General features: G+C 72.1%; 15 protein-coding genes. 8 read left to right on the top strand and 7 right to left on the bottom strand.

Annotated features, from left to right (window positions below; all coding sequences use genetic code 11):
* Positions 1 to 61 precede the first annotated feature (61 nt).
* The 5 genes from ACFYQQ_RS09145 (at position 62) to glgB (ending at position 9,597) form a co-directional block, all read left to right on the top strand.
* Entirely contained in the window at positions 62 to 1,264 is a 1,203-nt protein-coding gene (locus ACFYQQ_RS09145) for a S8 family peptidase (protein ID WP_355780782.1), read from the top strand.
* Positions 1,265 to 1,486: 222 nt separating this feature from the next.
* Positions 1,487 to 3,607, top strand: a complete 2,121-nt coding sequence (locus ACFYQQ_RS09150) for an alpha-1,4-glucan--maltose-1-phosphate maltosyltransferase (protein ID WP_388904075.1) — start codon at positions 1,487 to 1,489, stop codon at positions 3,605 to 3,607.
* Complete coding sequence (treS, locus tag ACFYQQ_RS09155) at positions 3,604 to 5,304, top strand: maltose alpha-D-glucosyltransferase (RefSeq protein ID WP_355789481.1); 1,701 nt, start codon at positions 3,604 to 3,606, stop codon at positions 5,302 to 5,304. The genes ACFYQQ_RS09150 and treS overlap by 4 nt, the downstream gene beginning before the upstream one ends.
* Positions 5,305 to 5,414: 110 nt before the next feature.
* A complete protein-coding gene (locus ACFYQQ_RS09160) occupies positions 5,415 to 6,821 on the top strand; it encodes a maltokinase (protein WP_356169518.1) in 1,407 nt (468 codons plus the stop codon).
* Positions 6,822 to 6,870: 49 nt separating this feature from the next.
* Complete coding sequence (gene glgB, locus ACFYQQ_RS09165; RefSeq protein ID WP_388904078.1) at positions 6,871 to 9,597, top strand: 1,4-alpha-glucan branching enzyme; 2,727 nt, start codon at positions 6,871 to 6,873, stop codon at positions 9,595 to 9,597.
* Positions 9,598 to 9,664: 67 nt separating this feature from the next.
* Here the strand turns inward: glgB and ACFYQQ_RS09170 are convergent, their stop codons facing one another.
* The 4 genes from ACFYQQ_RS09170 to ACFYQQ_RS09185 form a co-directional block, all read right to left on the bottom strand.
* Positions 9,665 to 11,929 (bottom strand): ATP-dependent DNA helicase, encoded by a 2,265-nt coding sequence (locus ACFYQQ_RS09170; RefSeq protein ID WP_355782557.1) that lies wholly within the window; start codon positions 11,927 to 11,929, stop codon positions 9,665 to 9,667.
* 147 nt (positions 11,930 to 12,076) lie between these two features.
* On the bottom strand, positions 12,077 to 12,409 hold the full coding sequence (locus tag ACFYQQ_RS09175; protein ID WP_355782541.1) for a thioredoxin domain-containing protein: 333 nt from the start codon (positions 12,407 to 12,409) through the stop codon (positions 12,077 to 12,079).
* The gene (locus ACFYQQ_RS09180) at positions 12,406 to 12,834 is read right to left on the bottom strand and encodes a MerR family transcriptional regulator (protein WP_355782560.1); all 429 of its coding nucleotides are present in this window, start codon (positions 12,832 to 12,834) and stop codon (positions 12,406 to 12,408) included. Before ACFYQQ_RS09180 ends, ACFYQQ_RS09175 begins: the two co-directional genes overlap by 4 nt.
* A gap of 43 nt (positions 12,835 to 12,877) precedes the next feature.
* Complete coding sequence (locus tag ACFYQQ_RS09185; protein WP_355782544.1) at positions 12,878 to 13,399, bottom strand: Lrp/AsnC family transcriptional regulator; 522 nt, start codon at positions 13,397 to 13,399, stop codon at positions 12,878 to 12,880.
* 95 nt (positions 13,400 to 13,494) lie between these two features.
* Between ACFYQQ_RS09185 and ACFYQQ_RS09190 the strand changes: the two genes are divergently transcribed.
* A complete protein-coding gene (locus tag ACFYQQ_RS09190; RefSeq protein WP_356169512.1) occupies positions 13,495 to 14,427 on the top strand; it encodes an NAD-dependent epimerase/dehydratase family protein in 933 nt (310 codons plus the stop codon).
* A 216-nt stretch (positions 14,428 to 14,643) separates the two neighbouring features.
* Here the strand turns inward: ACFYQQ_RS09190 and ACFYQQ_RS09195 are convergent, their stop codons facing one another.
* Positions 14,644 to 15,273: a maleylpyruvate isomerase family mycothiol-dependent enzyme gene (locus ACFYQQ_RS09195; protein ID WP_356169532.1), complete on the bottom strand. Its 630-nt coding sequence runs from the start codon at positions 15,271 to 15,273 to the stop codon at positions 14,644 to 14,646.
* Positions 15,274 to 15,375: 102 nt separating this feature from the next.
* Here ACFYQQ_RS09195 and ACFYQQ_RS09200 point away from each other — a divergent pair, with 102 nt between their 5' ends.
* Positions 15,376 to 15,816 (top strand): MarR family transcriptional regulator, encoded by a 441-nt coding sequence (locus tag ACFYQQ_RS09200; RefSeq protein WP_355792084.1) that lies wholly within the window; start codon positions 15,376 to 15,378, stop codon positions 15,814 to 15,816.
* A 73-nt stretch (positions 15,817 to 15,889) separates the two neighbouring features.
* On the opposite strand, the gene ACFYQQ_RS09205 is transcribed toward ACFYQQ_RS09200, so the two are convergent.
* Positions 15,890 to 17,689: an MFS transporter gene (locus ACFYQQ_RS09205; RefSeq protein ID WP_355792087.1), complete on the bottom strand. Its 1,800-nt coding sequence runs from the start codon at positions 17,687 to 17,689 to the stop codon at positions 15,890 to 15,892.
* Between the two features lie 223 nt (positions 17,690 to 17,912).
* Here ACFYQQ_RS09205 and ACFYQQ_RS09210 point away from each other — a divergent pair, with 223 nt between their 5' ends.
* Positions 17,913 to 18,530, top strand: coding sequence for a TetR/AcrR family transcriptional regulator (locus ACFYQQ_RS09210; RefSeq protein WP_355792090.1), 618 nt, complete (start codon positions 17,913 to 17,915; stop codon positions 18,528 to 18,530).
* Between the two features lie 224 nt (positions 18,531 to 18,754).
* Here the strand turns inward: ACFYQQ_RS09210 and ACFYQQ_RS09215 are convergent, their stop codons facing one another.
* Positions 18,755 to 20,170: a cation:dicarboxylate symporter family transporter gene (locus ACFYQQ_RS09215; protein WP_388904082.1), complete on the bottom strand. Its 1,416-nt coding sequence runs from the start codon at positions 20,168 to 20,170 to the stop codon at positions 18,755 to 18,757.
* Between the last annotated feature and the right edge of the window lie 2 nt (positions 20,171 to 20,172).

Below are 20,172 nucleotides of genomic sequence, written 5' to 3' on the forward strand. Positions count from 1 at the left end.
ACCCGGCCCGACGGGGTGAACCGCGGCCCCCGTGCGCCGAGTCAGGGAGGGGAACCCGGACATGCCACAGACGCGCACCAGACGCCCGTACCGGGCGGGGGGCCTCGTCGCGGTCGTCATCGCGGCGGTACTTTCGGCCACCGCGCCGCCCGCGCACGCCGCTCCCGAGGGACGGACAGCCGGGGCCGGGGCGCCCGGAGCGGTGGACGGGAGCTACCTCGTGACCCTCGAAGGGGGCACGGTGGCGTCCTCGGCGGCCGGGAGGGACGTCGCCGAGACGTATGCGGCGAAAATCAGCCACACCTACCGCGCTGCTCTCAATGGGTACGCGGTGCGGGCCGACCCGGCCCGGGCACGCCGGCTCGCGGCGGACCCCCGTGTCGTCTCGGTCGTCCAGGACACCGCGGTGCGCCTCGACCACCGGCAGCGGAACCCGCCCTCCTGGGGCCTGGACCGGATCGACCAGCCGGCCCGGCCGCTGGACCACCGCTACGCCTCACCGGATTCCGGGGGCGCCGGCGTCACCGTCTACGTCATCGACACCGGCATCCGCGTCACCCACCGGGACTTCGGCGGCCGGGCGGGCGACGGCTGGGACTTCGTCGACGGCGACCGCACCGCCGGGGACGGCAACGGGCACGGCACGCACGTCGCCGGCACCATAGCCGGGAGGACGTACGGCGTCGCCAAGAAGGCCCGCGTCGTCGCCGTGCGGGTCCTCGACGACGCGGGCGTCGGCACCACCGCCCAGGTCATCGCGGGCATCGACTGGGTGACCAGCCACGCCAGGAAACCGGCGGTCGCCAACCTGAGCCTCGGCGGCCCGGCGAACGCGCAACTGGACGCGGCCGTACGCAATTCGATCGCCTCGGGCGTCACGTACGCCGTCGCGGCGGGCAACGACGGACTTTCGGCCAGTCTCTACTCCCCCGCCCGGGTCGGGGAGGCGCTCACCGTCGGGGCGACCGGCCGGAACGACGCCCGCGCCGGGTTCTCCAACTTCGGTCCCCGGGTCGACCTGTTCGCCCCGGGCGTGTCGATCACCTCGGCGTCGCACACCGGCGACACCGCCGAGGCCACCCTCTCCGGCACGTCGATGGCGACTCCGCACGTCACAGGGGCCGCGGCGCTCTATCTCGCCGGTCACCCGGGGGCCTCGCCGGCCCGGGTGGGCAAAGCGCTCGTCGAGCGGGCGAGCCGCGGGAAGGTCACCGGCGAGGGGCCCGGCTCGCCGGACCGGCTGCTGCGGACGAGCCGTCCGTAGCGGCGCGCACGGGAGCGCACCCCGGCCGGCCCGCCGGAGTCCGGCCGGCCGCGGCAACTTCCGGACGAGGCCGGTCTTGTGTGCAGATTTACGGGTGAGTAGTTAACAAAGCGCCGGATTGCTCACCCGAATAGGGTGGGAAGGCTCCTCCGGTACGCCCCGCAGGACCCACCTCCCCACACTCTCATCCGCCCACCCACGTTGACGCGGACAGGAGCGGTCATGCCCGCCAAGCACCACACGTCGCCACCCCCGACGCAGCACACCGTCACACCCTCCATGAGCAGGGTCGATTCAGGTCCCCCAGGTCCCCCCACCGCGGCGAAACCCTCCGCGGAGGTCACGGCGGGGGTCGGACGCATCCCCGTCCTGGACGTCCGGCCACGCGTCCTGGAAGGACGACGCCCCGCGAAGGCGGTGGTGCGCGAGTCGTTCGAGATATCGGCCACGGTCTTCCGCGAGGGCCACGACGCGGTCGCCGCCAACGTCGTCCTCAAGGACGCCGAGGGCCGCGAGGGGCCCTGGACCCCGATGCGTGAACTCGCCCCCGGCACCGACCGCTGGGGCGCGACCGTCTCCGTGCCGACGGAGGGCCACTGGACCTACGCCGTCGAGGCGTGGAGCGATCCGGTCGCCACCTGGCGCCACCACGCGGGCATCAAGATCCCCGCGGGAATGGACACCGAGCTGGTCCTGGAGGAGGGGGCCCGCCTGTACGAACGGGCGGCCGCCGGCCTGCCGGACGGCGGCGCACGGGACGTCGTCCTCGCCGCCGTGGCCGCGCTGCGCGACGGAGAGCGCCCCGCCGCGTCCCGGCTCGCCGCCGCGCTCACCCCCGAGGTGGACGAGGTCCTCGCCTGCCGTCCGCTGCGGGAACTCGTCACCTCCTCGGCGCCGCTGCCCCTCGTCGTGGAGCGCGAACGGGCCCTGTACGGCGCCTGGTACGAGTTCTTCCCGCGCTCCGAGGGCGCCGTGGTCCGGCCGGGCGAGCCGCCGGTCAGCGGGACGTTCCGCACGGCCGCCGAGCGGCTGCCCGCGATCGCGGAGATGGGCTTCGACGTCGTCTACCTCCCGCCGATCCACCCCATCGGCACCACCTTCCGCAAGGGCCCCGACAACACGCTGTCCGCGGGTCCGGACGACGTGGGCGTGCCGTGGGCGATCGGCTCACCGGAGGGCGGCCACGACGCCGTCCACCCGGACCTGGGCACGATCGAGGACTTCGACGCCTTCGTACGGCGGGCCTCGGGCCTCGGCCTGGAGGTGGCCCTGGACTTCGCGCTCCAGTGCTCCCCCGACCACCCGTGGGTCGAGAAGCACCCCGAGTGGTTCCACCACCGCCCCGACGGGACCATCGCCTACGCGGAGAACCCGCCGAAGAAGTACCAGGACATCTACCCGATCGCCTTCGACCGGGACATGCCGGGCCTGGTCGAGGAGACCGTGCGCGTCCTGCGGCACTGGATGGACCACGGCGTGCGGATCTTCCGGGTGGACAACCCGCACACCAAGCCGGTGGTGTTCTGGGAGCAGGTCATCGCGGACGTCAACCGCGCCGACCCCGACGTGATCTTCCTGGCCGAGGCGTTCACCCGGCCCGCGATGATGCACACCCTCGGGGCGATCGGCTTCCAGCAGTCGTACACCTACTTCACCTGGCGCAACACGAAGGAGGAGCTGACGGAGTACCTGACCGAGCTGTCGGGCGAGGCCGCCGCCTACATGCGGCCGAACTTCTTCGTGAACACCCCTGACATCCTGCACGAGTTCCTCCAGCGGGGCGGCCGTCCGGCGTTCGAGCTGCGGGCGGTGCTGGCTGCGACGCTCTCCCCGACGTGGGGCGTCTACAGCGGGTTCGAGCTCTGCGAGAACGTGCCCCTGCGGGAGGGCAGCGAGGAGTACCTGCACTCCGAGAAGTACGAACTGCGCCCCCGCGACTGGGCGGCGGCGGAGCGCGAGGGCCGCAGCATCGCGCCTCTCCTCGCGTCCCTCAACGCGGTACGGCGCCGCAGCCCGGCCCTGCGGCAGCTGCGTGACCTGCACTTCCACTCCACGGACAAGGAAGCCGTGATCGCCTACTCCAAGCGCAGCGGTTCGAACACGGTTCTGGTGGTGGCGAACCTGGACCCTCACCACACCCAGGAGGCCACGGTCTCGTTGGACATGCCGCAACTCGGCCTGGACTGGCACGAGTCCGTGCCGGTGCGCGACGAGCTCACCGGTGAGACCTACAACTGGGGCAGGGCCAACTATGTGCGTCTCGAGCCGGGTCACAGGCCGGCGCACATCCTCACCGTCCTGCGACCGTCCTCACCGCAGATCGGAGGGTCACCCGCCATATGATCGTCAACGAGCCCGTCCCGGACACCTTCGAGGACACCCCCGCCAAGGACCGCGACCCGGAATGGTTCAAACGAGCCGTCTTCTACGAGGTCCTAGTCCGCTCCTTCCAGGACAGCAACGGCGACGGCGTAGGTGACCTCAAGGGCCTCACGGCCAAACTCGACTACCTCCAGTGGCTCGGCGTCGACTGCCTCTGGCTGCCGCCCTTCTTCAAGTCACCGCTGCGCGACGGCGGTTACGACGTCAGCGACTACACCGCCGTGCTGCCCGAGTTCGGCGACCTCGCCGACTTCGTGGAGTTCGTCGACGCCGCCCACCAGCGCGGCATGCGCGTCATCATCGACTTCGTCATGAACCACACCAGCGACCAGCACCCGTGGTTCCAGGAGTCCCGCAACAACCCCGACGGCCCCTACGGCGACTACTACGTCTGGGCCGACGACGACAAGCAGTACCAGGACGCCCGCATCATCTTCGTCGACACCGAAGCATCCAACTGGACCTTCGACCCCGTCCGCAAGCAGTACTTCTGGCACCGCTTCTTCTCCCACCAGCCCGACCTCAACTACGAGAACCCGGCCGTGCAGGAGGAGATCATCTCCGCGCTGCGGTTCTGGCTGGACCTCGGCATCGACGGGTTCCGGCTGGACGCGGTGCCGTACCTGTACCAGGTCGAGGGAACCAACTGCGAAAACCTTCCGGCAACCCACGAGTTCCTCAAGCGGGTCCGCAAGGAGATCGACACGCAGTACCCGGACACGGTGCTGCTGGCGGAGGCGAACCAGTGGCCGGAGGACGTCGTCGACTACTTCGGCGACTTCCCCTCGGGCGGCGACGAGTGCCACATGGCGTTCCACTTCCCGGTGATGCCGCGCATCTTCATGGCGGTGCGCCGGGAGTCGCGCTACCCGGTGTCGGAGATCCTGGCCAAGACGCCGGCGATCCCGTCCGGCTGCCAGTGGGGCATCTTCCTGCGCAACCACGACGAGCTGACCCTGGAGATGGTCACCGACGAGGAACGCGACTACATGTACGCGGAGTACGCCAAGGACCCGCGTATGCGCGCCAACATCGGCATCCGGCGGCGGCTGGCCACGCTGCTGGACAACGACCGCAACCAGATCGAGCTGTTCACCGCCCTGCTGCTGTCCCTGCCCGGCTCGCCGATCCTGTACTACGGCGACGAGATCGGCATGGGCGACAACATCTGGCTCGGTGACCGCGACGCCGTCCGCACGCCGATGCAGTGGACCCCGGACCGCAACGCGGGCTTCTCGTCGTGCGACCCGGGCCGGCTGTTCCTGCCGACGATCATGGACCCGGTCTACGGCTACCAGGTCACCAACGTCGAAGCGTCCATGAGCAGCCCCTCCAGCCTGCTCCACTGGACCCGGCGCATGATCGAGATCCGCAAGCAGAACCTGGCGTTCGGCCTCGGCTCGTACACCGAACTGCCCTCCACCAACCCGGCCGTCATCGCGTTCCTGCGCGAGTACAAGGACGACCTCGTGCTGTGCGTGCACAACTTCTCCCGCTTCGCGCAGCCCACGGAGCTGGACCTGAGCGCGTTCAGCGGTCGGCATCCGGTCGAGCTGATCGGCGGGGTGCGCTTTCCGGCCATCGGCGAGCTGCCGTACTTGCTGACGCTCGCCGGTCACGGCTTCTACTGGTTCCGGCTCCGCAAGGACGCCGCGTAGAAGCGGGGCAGAAGCCGCGCAGAACCCGGTCGGGTCGGTTTCCACCGGCCCGACCGGGGCACGCATCAGTAACACCCCGCCCCGACCTCCCGGGGAAAGGACGCGACGCCATGTCGGAAGCCGCAACCCACCCAGTCACGGCCCCGGTCGCCCGCCCTGATCTGCTCGCGTCCCTCGATCCACTGCTGCGAGAATGGCTGCCGCGGCAGCGCTGGTTCGCGGGCAAAGGGCGTCCGGTGACCGGCTTCACCCTGGTGGCAGCCACCGAGCTGCTGCCGCCCGGCTCCACGACGGGCCTGTTCCACCTCCTCGTACGCGCACACCAGCCGCTCACCCCGGCACCGGGCGCCCTCGCCCACCCCGGGGACTGCTACCAGCTGCTGATAGGCGTGCGCGAGGCGCTGCCGCCCCGGCTGGCGCCCGCGCTGATCGGCCATCTCGACGAGGGCCCGCTGGCCGGACGGACCGCCTACGAGGCCCTGTACGACCCACGCTCCGCCGACGTGCTGCTCGAAGCGCTGCGGACGCAGGCCCGCATCGGGGACCTGCGGTTCGAGCGCGACCGGCGCCAGGACATCCGGGAGGACCTGGTTCCGCGGGTGGTGACGGCGGAGCAGTCCAACTCCTCCATCGTCTATGGAGATACGTTCATCCTGAAGCTGTTGCGCCGGATCGTGCCCGGGGTCAACCCCGATCTGGAGCTGCCGCTGGTGCTGGCCCGCGAGGGCTGCCCGCGGGTGCCCGCCCCCACGGCGTGGGTGCTCGCGGACCTGGCCGACGAGACGTACGTCCTCGGTGTCATGCAGCCCTTCGTGCAGGGTGCCGCCGACGGCTGGGAGCTCGCGCTGCGCGAGCTGGCCAAGGGCGAGGACTTCAGCGCCGAGGCCCGGGCGCTCGGCCGCGCCACGGCCGAGGTGCACACCGCGCTCGCCCGCGCGCTGCCCACGGTCACCGTCGGCCCGCCCCAGCTGCAACTGATCGTCGACGGCATGACCGAGCGGCTGGAGGCCGCCGCGCAGGCGGTGCCCGCCCTGCGGCCGTACGCCCCCGGGCTGCGCTCCGCCTTCCAGGCCCTGTCCGACCTGGCGGGCGAGGGTCACACCTGGACCGCCCAGCGCATCCACGGCGACCTGCACCTCGGGCAGTGCCTGCGCTCCGCGTCCGGCGAGTGGTCGCTGATCGACTTCGAGGGCGAACCGTCGAAGCCGCTCGCGGAACGCCGGATGCCGCAGCCTGCCGTGCGGGACATCGCGGGGATGCTGCGCTCCTTCGACTACGCGGCGCACTCGGCCGAGTCCCGGGCGGCGGGCTGGGCCGACGCCTGCCGGGCGGCGTACTGCAGCGGGTACGCGGAGGTCACCGGGCGCGACCCGCGCACCGATCCGGTCCTGTTGCGCGCCTACGAGACGGACAAGGCGATATACGAAGTGCTGTACGAGGCCCGGCACCGGCCCGACTGGCTGCCGGTGCCGATGGCCGCGGTGCGCCGGCTCGCCGCGGACGACGGCTCGCCGTGACCCGCGCCCCGAACCGCCCCACCTCACCCCTGCCGAGGAGGCCCTGCCCGTGACCCCCCGTCCCCCGTCCGAGGACAGTCCGAAGAAGACCGGCGCGAACGCGAGGAAGCCGGCCGCCGCCGAGAAGGCGGCCGACGGCAAGAGGACGGCCGCCGCGAAGAAGGCGGCCGGGAAGAAGACCACGGCGGCCCCGAAACGCTCCGCCGAGGAGAAGGCGGCCGTCAAGAAGGCCGCCGAGGGCGCACCGGCGGCGAAGAAGGCGACGGGGAAGAAGGCCGCCGCCAAGAAGTCGGCGGTCGTGAAGGCCGCGGCGACGAAGACCACGGCCGCCGGGACCACGGCCGCGCGGACACCGGCCGGGAAGACGGCCGCGAAGAAGACCGCGGACAAGAAGGTGCCCGCCCAGAAACGGGCCGGCGGCACGGGCGCCGGGCGGCGGAGCGATCAGGCGGGCGTCTCGGTCACCGCGCCCCGGACACCCGAGCCCGCGTCCGCCCAGGGGCCCGAGCCCACCAGTGCCCAGGTGCCCGCGCCCGCGCCCGCGCCCGCTCAGGTGCCCGCGCCCGCCGGGCCACCGGAGCCGCCCGCCTTCGCCGGTGTCGAGCCGGACGACCGGGAGCGGCTGCTGAACGGCACGCACCACGACCCGCACGGGGTGCTCGGCGCGCACGTCGTGCCCGGCGGCGTGGCCTTCCGCGCGCTGCGCCCGTACGCCCTGGCGGTGTCCGTCGTCGTCGGCGAGACGCGGGCCGAGCTGCGGGACGACGGCGACGGCTTCTTCTCGGGAGTGCTGCCGCTGCGCGAGGTCCCCTCTCAACACCGGCTGGTCGTCACCTACGAGTCGGTGGTGCAGGAGACGGAGGACGCGTACGGGTTCCTGCCCGCGATCGGCGACTTCGACCTGCACCTGCTCGGCGAGGGCCGGCACGAGCAGCTCTGGAAGGCGCTCGGCGCGCAGCCGATGGTGCACCAGGGCGTGACCGGCACCCGGTTCACGGTGTGGGCGCCGAACGCGCGCGGGGTGCGCGTGGCCGGCACCTTCAACTACTGGGACGCCACCGGGTATCCGATGCGCTCGCTCGGCTCGTCCGGGGTGTGGGAGCTGTTCGTGCCCGCGATCGGCGAGGGCGAGCTGTACAAGTTCGAGATCACCAGGGCCGACGGTTCGAAGACCCTGCGGGCCGACCCGATGGCCCGGCGCACCGAGGTGCCGCCCAGCACCTCCTCGATCATCGAGGCCTCGCACCACGAGTGGCGGGACGAGGAGTGGATGTCCGCGCGTGCGCGGCGGCCCGCGCACGAGGCGCCCTTCTCGGTGTACGAGGTCCACCTGCCGTCCTGGCGGCCCGGTCTGACGTATCGTCAGCTCGCCGAGCAGCTGCCCGCGTACGTGGCCGACCTGGGCTTCACGCACGTCGAGTTGATGCCGGTGGCGGAGCACCCGTTCGGCGGCTCGTGGGGATACCAGGTCACCGGGTTCTACGCGCCGACGGCCCGGCTCGGCACTCCGGACGACTTCAAGTACCTGGTCGACGCCCTGCACCGGGCCGGGATCGGCGTGCTCATGGACTGGGTGCCCGCGCACTTCCCGCGCGACGACTGGGCACTGGCCGAGTTCGACGGGCGTCCGCTGTACGAGCACGCGGACCCGCTGCGGGCGGCCCATCCGGACTGGGGCACGCTGGAGTTCGACTACGGGCGCCGCGAGGTGCGGAACTTCCTGGTCGCCAACGCCGTGTACTGGTGCGAGGAGTTCCACATCGACGGCCTGCGCGTGGACGCCGTCGCCTCCATGCTTTACCTCGACTACTCGCGTGAACCCGGCCAGTGGACGCCGAACGAGCACGGCGGCCGGGAGAACCTGGACGCGGTGGCCTTCCTCCAGGAGATGAACGCCACCGTGTACCGGCGGAATCCGGGCGTGGTCACCATCGCCGAGGAGTCGACCGCCTGGGACGGCGTCACCCGCGCCACCCACCACACCGGGCCCGGCGGATTCGGCGGCCTGGGCTTCGGGCTGAAGTGGAACATGGGCTGGATGCACGACTCGCTCGACTACGCGCAGCACGAGCCGGTCCACCGCCGGTACCACCACGACGAGATGACCTTCTCGATGGTGTACGCCTACAGCGAGAACTACGTGCTGCCGATCTCCCACGACGAGGTCGTGCACGGCAAGCGGTCGCTGGTGTCGAAGATGCCGGGCGACTGGTGGCAGCAGCGGGCCACCACCCGCGCCTACCTCGGCTTCATGTGGGCCCACCCCGGCAAGCAACTCCTCTTCATGGGCCAGGAGTTCGCGCAGGGCGCCGAATGGTCCGAGGCGCACGGACCCGACTGGTGGCTGCTCGACCCGGCGTACGGCGCGGAGGCCGACCACCGCGGCGTCCGCGACCTGGTCCGCGATCTCAACACCGTCTACCAGGGCGAACCCGCCCTGTGGGAGCGGGACACCGACCCCTCCGGGTTCGCGTGGATCGCCGGGGACGCAGCGGAGGACAACGTCTTCGCCTTCCTGAGGTACGACGCGGACGGCTCCCCGCTGCTCGCCGTCTCCCACTTCGCGCCGGTGGTCCGGCACGACTACCGGCTCGGGGTGCCGGACGACGTGCCCGCCTGGCACGAGGTCCTCAACACCGACCTCAGCCGGTACGGCGGCAGCGACGTCACCAACCCGCACCCGGTGAAGCCGGAGCCGCAGGGCGCCCACGGCCGTCCGGCGAGCATCCGGCTGACCCTGCCGCCCCTGTCGACGGTGTGGCTGCGCCCGGCCTGATCCGCGACCCGCTCACCGGCGCCGGACGGGCTGAATCCTCCCCCGGACGGATTCAGCCCCTCCGGCGTCAGGCCGTCTTCAGGGCCTCGGGCACGTCCCCGGTGTGCAGCACGCCCAGTGCCTGGGTGGCGCGGGTCAGGGCGACGTACAGATCGCTCGTCCCGTACCGCCCCGGCTCGACCACCAGGACGGAGTCGAACTCCAGCCCCTTGGCCTGCCGGGGGTCGAGCAGCACGACGGTGCGGGTCAGGTCCGGCTCCGCGCCGGCGCTCACCCCGTCCAGCCGGGCGGCCAGCGCCCGGTGCAGGTCGCGGGGCGCGATCACGGCGAGCCGTCCCTCGGCGGGGGTGAGTTCGGCGACGGCCTCGGCGACGGCGCCGGGCAGGTCGTCGGTGGCGCGCACCCAGGGCCGTACGCCGGTGGAGCGCACCGAGCTGGGCGGCTCGAAGTCCGGGTTCCCGGCGCGCAGCACGGCCGCCGCGAGGTCCATGATCTCGGACGGGGTGCGGTAGTTGACGGCGAGGCGGGTGTGCTCCCAGCGGTCCTCGACGTACGGGGCGAGGATGTCCGACCAGGAGCCGACGCCGCCCGCCTCGGACGTCTGCGCGGGGTCTCCGACCAGCGTCATCGAGCGGGTCGGGCTGCGCCGCATCAGCAGCCGCCAGGCCATCGGGGACAGCTCCTGCGCCTCGTCGACGATGATGTGCCCGAACGCCCAGGTGCGGTCGGCCGCGGCACGTTCGGCGGCGCTGCGGTGGTCGTCCTCCTCGTGCCGCTCGGCGAACCGCTCGGCGTCGATGATGTCGTGCGCGGACAGGATCTCGGAGTCCTCCTCGTCCTTGTCCTCGAACTCGTAGGTCCGGGAGGCGTAGGAGACGTCCAGCACGCCCTGGGCGTAGGCGACCTGCGCGTTGCGCTCCCGCTCGGCGGCGGCCCGCGCCAGCCGGTCGTCCTCGCCGAGGAGTTCGGCCGCCTCGTCCAGGAGGGGGACGTCCGCGACGGTCCACGCACGGGTGACCGGCCGACGGATCGCTGCCGCGTCCTCGTCGGCGACGTACCCCTCCGGGGCCGCCAGGAAGTCGGCGACCAGGCGCTGCGGGGTCAACCGGGGCCACAACTGGTCGATCGCGGACCAGACCTCGGGGTTCTCGGCGAGTTCGTCGCGGATCTGGGTGATGTCGCCGGGGTCGAGCAGGTTGGAGCCGTCGAAGGGGTCGGTGCCGATCCGCTCGGCGAGCATGTCGGTGAGGGTGTTGAGGACGTGGCCCTCGAAGTGCTCGCGCGCCGCGTTGTGGGGCAGCTTCGCCTCGCGGGCACGCTCGCGGGCCACCCGCACGAGGCCCTCGTCGAGCATCAGTATGTCGCGGTCGTGCTCGATGGCGATGACCGGATCGGGCAGCGCCTGCCGGTCTCGTACGACGGCGGCGAGGACGTCGGCCATGTCCGCGCGGCCCTTCACGGCGGCCGCCTCGGGCGTGTCGGTGGCGGTGGCCCGCACGCCGGGGAACAGCTCGCCGACGGTGGCGAGCAGCACGCCCGTCTCGCCGAGCGAGGGCAGCACCTCGCCGATGTAGCCGAGGAAGGCGGGGTTCGGGCCGACGATGAGGACGGCCCGCTTGGCGAGCAGCTCGCGGTGTTCGTAGAGGAGGAACGCGGCCCGGTGCAGCGCGACGGCGGTCTTGCCGGTGCCGGGGCCGCCCTCGACGACCATGACGCCCCGGTGCGGGGCGCGGATGATGCGGTCCTGCTCGGCCTGGATGGTCTGCACGATGTCGCTCATCCGGCCGGTGCGGGCCGAGTTGAGGGCGGCGAGCAGCACGGCGTCGCCCGCCGGGTCCTCGTGGCCGGTGCGCTCCCGCTCGCCGAGGTCGAGCAGTTCGTCGTGCAGGGCGGTGACCCGGCGGCCGTCGGTGGTGATGTGCCGGCGGCGGCGCAGGTCCATCGGCGTGTGGCCGGTGGCGAGGTAGAAGGGGCGGGCGACCGGGGCCCGCCAGTCGATCAGGATCGGGGTGAGCTCGGCGTCGTCGGCGCGGACGCCGATACGGCCGATGTGGTGGCTGACGCCGGTGGTGAGGTCGATGCGGCCGAAGCAGAGGGAGCCGTCCACCGCGTTCAGGGCGGCCAGCAGCCCGGAGCGCTCGGCGACGAGGACGTCCCGTTCCAGCCTGGCCTGCATCGGGGTGTTGCCCTGGCCGAGCGCGTCGACGACGGACGCCTCCGTGGCGCCGCGCAGGGTGTCCACGCGGGCGTACAGGGCGTCGATGAATTCCTGCTCGTGCCGCAATTCATCGTCTGGAAATTCGGTGTTTGACAATTCCGCTCCCGGCCGGATATACTGTGCGCAGTGAACCTCATTCGCGACCTCAATTACGAAGTCGCGAATCATTGAATATACGCAGAGAAATCCCCCGAGCGCAATTGCTCGAGGGATTTTTTCGTTCCCGGCACCAGGCGGAATCGGTCCGGGACCGCTCCGGGTTCAGAGCACGTCGGACAGCTCCTCCAGCAGCCGCCGCTTCGGCCGGGCGCCGACCATGGAGCGCACCGGCTCGCCGCCCCGGAACACCATGAAGGTCGGCATCGACAGCACCCCGTAGGCGAGAGCGGTCTGCGGATTGGTGTCCACGTCGAGCTGGACCACCTTCAGCCGGCCGTCCTCCTCGGCGGCGAGGGCGCTGAGCACCGGGCCCATCTGCCGGCACGGCGGGCACCAGTCGGCGGTGAACTCCACCAGCACCGGCAGCTCCGCCCCGATCACCTCCGCCGCGAAGTCCGCGTCCGTCACCTCGGCCACTCCTGCCGCTCTGATCACTGCGTCCGTCCTCCCAGTTCGCACACCGGTTCCGGGCCGCCCGGAACCTCCGCGTCCGCCGCCAGCTCGTCGCGCGCCCGCTCGGCCCTCGCCAGCTGGGCGCCGACGTGGGCGCGCACTTCCTGCAACTCGCCGATCAGCGCGTCGAGTTCGCCGAGCTTGCGGCGGTACACGGCGAGCGAGGCGGGGCAGGAGTCGCCCTCGGGGTGCCCGGCCCGCAGGCACTCCACGAAGGGCCGGGTCTCCTCCAGGTCGAACCCGAAGTCCTGGAGGGTCCTGATCTGCCGCAGCAGCGTCAGGTCGTCCTCGTCGTAGGTCCGGTACCCGTTCTCGCCCCGCCGCGCGGGCAGCAGCCCCCGCGTCTCGTAGTAGCGCAGGGTCCGCGTGGTCGTCCCGGCCCGCGCCGCCAGCTCGCCGATTCGCATGTCCACGACGGTAGACCTTGACGCCGACGTCAGGGCAAGCGGTTCACCGCGGCGGGGGCGGGAGCAGCGGTTTCCGTTCCACCGGGGAGGACAGGACGATCGACGTCGTGGTCCGGCCGAGGGCGGAGGTCTGGGCCAGGACGTCCTCCAGGTGGACGGTGTCCCGTACCGCCACCTTGAGGATCCAGCAGTCCTCGCCGACGACGTGGTGGACCTCGACGACCTCGGGCCGGGCGAGGAGTTCGCGGGTCCTCGGGTGCCCGAGGGTGTAACCGCCGTGCGGGTTCACGCGGACGAAGGCCTGGATGCCGTAGCCGAGGCGGGCGGGGGCGACATGGGCGCCGTACCCGGTGACGGCCCCGGCGGACTCCAGCCGCCGGACGCGCTCGGCGACCGCCGCCGGGCTCAGGCTGACCCGCCGGCCCAGTTCGCTGAGCTTGATCCGGCCGTCGGTCTGCAGCAGTTCGAGGATGCGACGGTCCAGCCCGTCGAAGGCCGCCGACGTTTCGTCGGTGACGCCGCGCTGGGACCGTGGTTCCTTCGGTGCGACGGCCTGATCTCCCATGACTCCCCCTTCAGCGCCGCTGTCCGCGACGGAAGAATTATGACCGCACGGCCGGCGGCCGCCGGGTGCGGACAAAGGGAATTCAGGAGGGCGTCGTGCGTGACGTGTGTGTCATCGGCGGAAACCGCTATTTCGGAAAGCGGCTCATCGCCCGGCTGCTGGCCGCCGGGGACCGCGTCACGGTCGTCAACCGCGGCTCCGCGCCGCCGCCCGACGGCACGGTCCACCTCATCGCCGACCGCCGGGACGAGCGGGCCCTGACGGCCGCGCTCGGTCCGCGCACCTTCGACGTCGTCGTCGACCAGGTCTGCTACTCGCCCCGGCAGGCGGAGGTCGCGCGCCGCGTGTTCACCGGCCGCACCCGGCGGTACGTGATGACCTCCACGGTCGAGGTGTACGAGTACGAGGACTCGCCGACGCCGGTGCGCGAGGGGGCCGTCGACCCGCGGACGGTCGCGGTGGACCTCGGCCTCCCCTGGGACGACCCGGCGTTCCTCGACGCCCACTACGGCGAGGGCAAGCGGCAGGCCGAGGCGGTGTTCGCCCGGGACCCGGACTTCCCCCACGTCAGCGTGCGGGTCGCCCATGTGCTGGGCGGGGACGACGACTTCACGGGTCGGCTCGACCACTACGTCCGGCGGATCGAGGCGGGTGAGCCGATCGCCGTACCGGCGGTGAACCGTCCGGCGACGTACATCCACGTCGAGGAGATCGCCGACTTCCTGATGTGGGTGACCGGCGCGGACTTCACCGGGCCGGTGAACGCCGCCTCCCACGGGACGCTGACCACCGAGGAGTTGTGCCGCGCGGTGGCCGCGCACGTCCCCGGCGGCAGGACCGTGTTCCGGACCGTGGACGCCGGAGAGGTCTCGCCGTTCTCGTTCGCGCGCTCCTACGCGATGGACAACTCCCGTGCCACCGGGCTCGGTTACTCGTTCGGGCAGGCCCGGGAGTGGCTGCCGGGGGCGGTCGCGGAGACGGTCGGCGCCACGGCTCGCGGCGCCGTGCCGCTCGGGAAGGGGGACTGATGTACGGCGGCACACCCTCGGCGGTCTTGGTGTGGGGCGGCCTGGCGGGCGCGACGCCGCTGTCCGTCGGGGGCGGTCCAGGCGAGGCGCGCGCCGTGGCCACCGTGCACGCCGCGCCCGACGCGGGCGCCATCCTGCCGGACACCGCCGACTCCTGTCCCCTGCCCGGCGGGGAACCGGGGCACGACGAGCGGTTCAGGGCCCGACCGTGCCGGATCAGGGGCGGGTCGGCACGGCGCCGGTCAGGCGGGGCAGCGCCGCCGCCGTACGTCCCGTCAGCAGGAGCAGCAGGGCCGAGACCGGGCCGTGGATCTCCTCGCCCGAGCCGCGCGTCCAGTCGGCGTCCGTGGCGACCAGCCGGGCGCGCGGCAGCGGCCACGGGCGCGGCGGGAACCGCATGGTCCACACCCGGTCGGCGGCGTCGCACGCGGCGGCGACGGGCATGACGCGCGCACGGCCGACGGCCAGGGCGATGTCCTGGCCGTGGACGAGGATGTCGAGGAGGGGCTCGCGCCGGGTGGTGCCGGGCGCGAGACGGCGGGAGCCGACGGTGGCACGGATGTCGGCGAGGATCTCCTCGACCGGCCGCCGCCCGGCGCGCACGGCGGTGTCGTGGATCATCCGGTCCGTGCTCCCCCGGGCGCGGACGAACTCGCGTACCGCCGTGCCGTACGTGATGTGCGGGGCCAGCGCCAGATGCGCGGCGACGTCGCGGACCCGCCAGTCGCCGCACTGGGTGGGCCGGTCCCACTCCTCGGGACGCAGCTCCTGGAGCAGGGCGGCGAGACCGGCCCGTTCGCCGTCGATCACCTGCCACCGCTCCTCGGTGCCGAGGACGACGCCCATGGGAATCACCGCCTACTCGAAATGGTAAGCTTCTCTGACCAAATTAGTCAGAGAGACTGACCGAAGTCAAGGAGCGGGACGGCTCACGATGGAGTGGCGATCATGGTGACGGAGAGCGAGCTCAACACCGGGCTGCTCCTGTTCATCCCGTACCGGGCGCTGGAGAACCGCGTGTTCGCCGCGCTGGCCGCGTCGGGCTTCGACGATTTCACCCCGGCCCAGGCCCGCGTCATGCAGCGCATCGGCCCGGACGGCACCCGGCTGACCGACCTGGCCGAGCAGGCCCAGGTGACCAAGCAGACGGCCGGCTTCCTGGTCGACCAGCTGGAGCGGGCGGGGTACGTGCGGCGGGTGCCGGACCCGACCGACCGGCGGGCCCGGCTGGTGTGCGTCGCCGAGCGCGGGCTCGCGGCCGTTCCCGTCGCCGCCGCCGCGGTGGCCGAGGTGGAGGCGGAGTGGGCCGCGCACCTCGGCAGGCGTCGGATGACCCAACTGCGGGAAGCGCTGACGATGCTCCGGGAGATCACCGACCCCTACGCGTGAGACACGGCAGGGCCGGAGCCCGGGAAGCCCCCCGGCTCCCCGGACCCCGGCCCGGGTCCGTGCGACTCGTGCGTCAGGCCCGGTCGCGTCCGCCGACGGTCTCGGACTTCTCGTCGGTGGCCTTCTCGCCGTCGGAGCCCGCGTCGGCCGGAGTCCCGTCACCGCGCGAAGTCCTGTCGGCCTTCGGCGCCTTCGGCTCGTCGGCGTCCGTGAGCTGCGCCGCCGCCGGCTCCGGCTCCGGCTCCGTCCGCGCCGTACGCCCCTTGCGCGGCAGCATGACCGCCACCAGCACCGTGCCGACGCCGAGGACCACCGCGCCGACCAGGCTGGTGTGAGCGACCGCGTCGGAGAAGGACGCGCCGACCGCGTCGGCCATGTGCCGGGCGCCTTCGGCGAGTTGGTCGGCCTGCGACTTCAACTGGGCCGCCTGCTCGGCGTTCTGCGCGTGGGCCGCCTGCTCGCCCGCCTGCCGGGCCTTGTCGCCGATGCCCTGGGCGACCGCGTAGCCGGCGCCCACCGAGTCCTGCGCGGTGGAGAGGGCGCCCGCCGGGAGCCCCTGGCCCGCGGTGGCGTCGGACAGCTGGGAGGAGTACGAACTCGCCAGCACCGAACCGAGGATGGCGATCCCGAGGGAGCCGCCCAGCTCCAGCGAGGTGTCGTTGACCGCACCGCCGACGCCCAGCTCGGACTCGGGGAACGCGCCCATGATGGCGTCCGTGCAGGGCGAGAGCGCCAGCCCGATCGCGAGCCCCAGGACCACGAGCGGCAGCACGAAATCGCCGTACGAGGACGAGGCGTCGATGCGGGTGAGCAGCGCGAGGGCCGCCGTGCCGCCGACCATGCCCGCGGTGACGGTGATCCGCATGCCGACGCGCGGGGTCAGGTACCCGGTGAGCGCCGAGCCGACGAAGACGGCTCCGGCGAGCGGCAGCATGCGCACGCCCGTGTCCAGGGCGTCGTAGCCGAGGACGAACTGGAGGTGCTGGGTGAGGAAGTAGAAGGCGCCGAACACGGCCAGGAAGAAGAGCGCGACCGCGAGGTTGGAGCCCGCGAACCCGCGGTTCGCGAAGCGGCGCACGTCGACGACCGGGTGCGAGTGGTGCAGCTCCCACAGGACGAAGAGGACGAGACCGAGGCCGGCGACGACCGCGGCGGTCACGGCCTTCACGCCCCAGCCGAAGTGCGGTCCCTCGATGATCATGTAGACGAGCGCGCCGATCCAGATTACGGAGAGCAGCCCGCCGATGTAGTCGACACGATTGTGGTGCGCGGCGGCGGACGGCGGTACGAGGACGAGGGCGCCGACGATGGCCACGGCGGCGACCGGCACGTTGATCAGGAAGGTCGAGGACCAGCCGTGGTGCTCCAGGAGGGCGCCGGCGACGAGCGGTCCTGCCGCGATGGCGAGTCCGGCGGTGGCGGTCCACAGCGTGATCGCCTTGGCGCGCTCGGCGCGCGGGAAGGTCGCGGCGAGCAGCGAGAGCGTCGCGGGCATGATCAGCGCCGCGCCCACGCCCATGACGGCCCGGGCCGCGATGACCCCGGTGGAGCTGCCGACGAGGGAACCGGCGACGGCCCCGCCGCCGAAGACGACGAGCCCGAGGACGAGGGCGCCGCGGCGGCTGTACTTGTCGCCGATCGCGCCGAGCAGCAGCATCAGCGCGGCGTACGGGACGGTGTAGCCGTCGATGACCCACTGGAGGTCGGCACTGGACAGGCCGAGGTCCTGGGTCATGTCCGGGGCGGCGACCGTGAGCGCGGTGTTCGCCATCACGATGATCAGCAGGCTCAGGCAGAGCACCAGCAGGGCCCACCAGCGCCGGGCGTAGGGCCGGTCCATCCTCTCGACCGGTTCGTTCATGACGAGACGCATGGGTACGGGTCGCCCTTCCTGTGTCGACTCGCGCGGGAGCGGACGGTCGGCCCGCCGCCGCGATGGACCTGCGCGGTGGCCCTCTCACCTGACCACTTGCACAGCACCGTGCAATTGCACGACACTGTGCAACGTACGTCATTGCACAAGGCTGTGCAAATCCGGGAGGCAGGGACGCAGACCGGGCGGACACGGCGAGGGCCGAGGACGAAGGGCAGGCAGAATGACAGCCATGACCACGGGTAACGCCAGCCGCGCCGACGTGAACCGACGGCGCATCCTCGATGTCGCACTGGCCGAACTGCTGCGCGACCCCGACGCGTCCATGGACCAGATCGCCCGGGCCGCGGGTGTCGTCCGGCGCACGGTGTACGGGCACTTCCCGAGCCGCGAGGCACTGATCGGCACGCTCTTCGAGGGTGCGGTGGAGGCGGTGGAGGCGGCGCACGCGGCGGGACGCGAGGGCGTCGAGGACCCCGCGGAGTCGCTGGTCCGCTCGACGCTGGCGGTCTGGGAGATCGCCGACCGCTACCGGCTGCTGGTCGCGCTCGCCCAGCGCAGCGTGACCGTCCAGGGCATCCGGGACCGCCTCACGCCCGTCCGGGAGGCCAGCGCCGAGCTGATCGGACGCGGTCTGGAGCAGGGCGTGTTCGAGTCCCCGCTGCCGCCGCGGGCGCTCGCCTATGTGCACGAGCAGATGCTGTTCGCCCTGATGGAGGCGGTGAACGACGGCCTGCTGGCAGCGGAGGAGGCGGGCCGCTCGGCCGCGGTCACGATGCTGACCACGGCGGGCGTACCCGCCTCCCGGGCCACCGGCCTGGTGGCGGAGCTGAGCAAGTAGGTCCTGATGGTGGGGCGGGCCTGCGGAGCGGAGTCCGCTCGGTTCGGCCTGGACGTCCGAACGGCAGGTCCCGGACGGCGGCTCGGCGCGGCGTCCGTGCCGCACCGGGCGGCCGGGCCTACGGGGGGATGGCCCGGCCGCTCGGCGTTCTCGGGGCACCCGGCGCCGTCGGCGCCCGGGCCCGGTTCCGCCGGGCCCCCATCAGGGAGGGGCCCGGCGAAGCTCTACGCCTTGACCAGTTCCTTCTCGCCGCCCTGCTCGGGCAGCCCGGCCGGGGAGGCGTCCTCGTCGTGGTCCAGGAGCGTCTCCTCGTCGAAGGGGAGCTGTCCGGCGAGCACCTGGTCGACCCGCTCGCGGTCGATCTCCTTGGTCCAGGTGCCGATCAGCACGGTGGCGACCGCGTTGCCCGCGAAGTTGGTCAGGGCGCGCGCCTCGCTCATGAAGCGGTCGATGCCGACGATCAGACCGACGCCGTCCACCAGCGCGGGCTTGTGCGACTGCAGTCCACCGGCCAGCGTGGCCAGACCGGCACCGCTGACACCCGCGGCGCCCTTGGAGGCCACCAGCAGGAAGAGCAGCAGCGGGATCTGCTCCCCGACGGACATCGGCTTGCCGAGGGCGTCGGCGATGTAGAGCGACGCCATCGTCATGTAGATCATCGTGCCGTCGAGGTTGAAGGAGTAGCCGGTCGGGACGGTGATGCCGACCACCGGCTTGCTCACGCCCAGGTGCTCCATCTTCGCGATGAGCCGCGGCAGCGCGGACTCGGAGGAGGAGGTGGACAGGATCAGCAGGAACTCACGGCCGAGGTACTTGAAGAACGTCAGGATGTTGAGGCCCGCGACGATCCGCAGCAGCGCGCCGAGCACGATGAAGACGAACAGGAAGCACGTGACGTAGAAGCCAAGCATCAGTACGGCCAGGCTCTTGAGGGCGTCCAGGCCCGCGGAACCGGTGACCGCGGCGATCGCGCCGAAGGCGCCGAGGGGCGCCGCCCACATCACCATGGCGAGGATGCGGAAGACGAGCCGCTGGATGTGCTCGATGCCGCGGAGCACCGGCTGGCCCGCCGAGCCCATCGCCTGGAGCGCGAAGCCGGCGAGCAGCGCGACCAGCAGGGTCTGCAGGACCTGGCCCTCGGTGAACGCCGACACCATCGTCGTCGGGATGATCGACAGGACGAACTCCACCGGCGGCAGCGCCTCGGCGGACACCTGTCCCTGACCGGCCTCCTTGACCGACTCGGTCACCGCGAGCCCGGTGCCCGGCTCCAGGATGTTGCCCACCACCAGGCCGATGGCGAGCGCGACCAGCGACATGACCAGGAAGTAGCCGAGCGCGATACCGCCGACGGCGCCGACCTTGGCGGCTTTGCGCACGGAGCCGATGCCCAGCACGATCGTGCAGAAGATGATCGGCGAGATCATCATCTTGATCAGGTTCACGAAGCCGGTGCCGATGGGCTTCAGCTCGACCGCGAAGTCGGGGGCGATCAGGCCCACGGCGATGCCGAGGACCACGGCGACGATCACGGCGATGTACAGATAGTGCGTGCGGTCCCGCTTGGCTGCGGGTGCGGCAGGTGCCGTTCCGGGTGTGCTGGTCACGGCTGCCCTCCTTGACGACGTCGTCGGCATCATCC

This window comes from Streptomyces sp. NPDC005496, assembly GCF_042872045.1.
GTDB lineage: Bacteria > Actinomycetota > Actinomycetes > Streptomycetales > Streptomycetaceae > Streptomyces.

Excerpts from the sequence above, each read along its gene's own strand:
- ACFYQQ_RS09195 (WP_356169532.1), bottom strand. The coding sequence starts at position 15,273 with ATGGGCGTCGTCCTCGGCACCGAGGAGCGGTGGCAGGTGATCGACGGC.
- ACFYQQ_RS09160 (WP_356169518.1), top strand. The coding sequence starts at position 5,415 with ATGTCGGAAGCCGCAACCCACCCAGTCACGGCCCCGGTCGCCCGCCCT.
- treS (WP_355789481.1), top strand. The coding sequence starts at position 3,604 with ATGATCGTCAACGAGCCCGTCCCGGACACCTTCGAGGACACCCCCGCC.
- ACFYQQ_RS09200 (WP_355792084.1), top strand. The coding sequence starts at position 15,376 with ATGGTGACGGAGAGCGAGCTCAACACCGGGCTGCTCCTGTTCATCCCG.
- ACFYQQ_RS09150 (WP_388904075.1), top strand. The coding sequence starts at position 1,487 with ATGCCCGCCAAGCACCACACGTCGCCACCCCCGACGCAGCACACCGTC.
- ACFYQQ_RS09215 (WP_388904082.1), bottom strand. The coding sequence starts at position 20,170 with ATGATGCCGACGACGTCGTCAAGGAGGGCAGCCGTGACCAGCACACCC.
- ACFYQQ_RS09210 (WP_355792090.1), top strand. The coding sequence starts at position 17,913 with ATGACAGCCATGACCACGGGTAACGCCAGCCGCGCCGACGTGAACCGA.
- ACFYQQ_RS09205 (WP_355792087.1), bottom strand. The coding sequence starts at position 17,689 with ATGCGTCTCGTCATGAACGAACCGGTCGAGAGGATGGACCGGCCCTAC.
- ACFYQQ_RS09180 (WP_355782560.1), bottom strand. The coding sequence starts at position 12,834 with ATGCGAATCGGCGAGCTGGCGGCGCGGGCCGGGACGACCACGCGGACC.
- ACFYQQ_RS09145 (WP_355780782.1), top strand. The coding sequence starts at position 62 with ATGCCACAGACGCGCACCAGACGCCCGTACCGGGCGGGGGGCCTCGTC.
- ACFYQQ_RS09185 (WP_355782544.1), bottom strand. The coding sequence starts at position 13,399 with ATGGGAGATCAGGCCGTCGCACCGAAGGAACCACGGTCCCAGCGCGGC.